Below are 696 nucleotides of genomic sequence, written 5' to 3'. Positions count from 1 at the left end.
AATGGGCAAAATCATTTTGATATCCACAACCGCCTTAGTCCATTTTTGCAATCCCCAATCATAAACAAGTAAAATACGTTTGTGGACGCTTTCATCGGTATCGACCATCCAATAAACGCGATTATACACTCCATCGATAGCAGCAGATAGAGTATACAGATTATTCTGCCTCGATTTTGCAGTCATCGTCCGGTCGACTTTTTCGAAGCCAATTGGTATAATTTGTCCCTCATTGGTGATCTGATAAAATCCTCCCTCATCAGCAAAGAAGGCAAGATCGCCTCGACAAACGATAGATTCAGCGTTTTTTGCACCGCGTTTATCATGGATTTTTTGGAAACTGAAAATAATCTTAGATCCAGGAATAAAAGATCCGGCATAGATTGCGGACCGCATAAAGATGATTGGATTTGTTGTTTCGGTCGCACCTTGCACGAAACCGCCATCGGGAAAATCTTGATAATCGCAGCTTTTTTTTCCAACAGTCCAAAATTCGGCATCGTTCAATCCTGACCAATGGACACGTCTTGGATGCTCTGTCAATTTCATCAGACAAACGAAATCTCCCCACACACGCACAATCCCCGCTTGTGGTGGATTTCCACCTAAATCTCTAAAGTTTTTGTCATGATTAATGTCGATCACTTGTGGCTTATCATTGGCATTCACAGCAATGATATAATCCCCAAACAAAGC

Annotated in this window: 1 pseudogene; it reads right to left on the bottom strand. The window is 41.7% G+C overall.

Annotated elements, in window-relative coordinates:
• Positions 1 to 696 (bottom strand): annotated as a pseudogene (locus tag ACFINZ_RS10945) (hypothetical protein); the annotation flags it as partial.

Source organism: Bartonella sp. AA81SXKL, from assembly GCF_042196945.1.
Classification (GTDB): domain Bacteria; phylum Pseudomonadota; class Alphaproteobacteria; order Rhizobiales; family Rhizobiaceae; genus Bartonella.
Note: the sequence above shows the minus strand (reverse complement) of the source record. Positions and strands in the feature narration are given on the sequence as shown.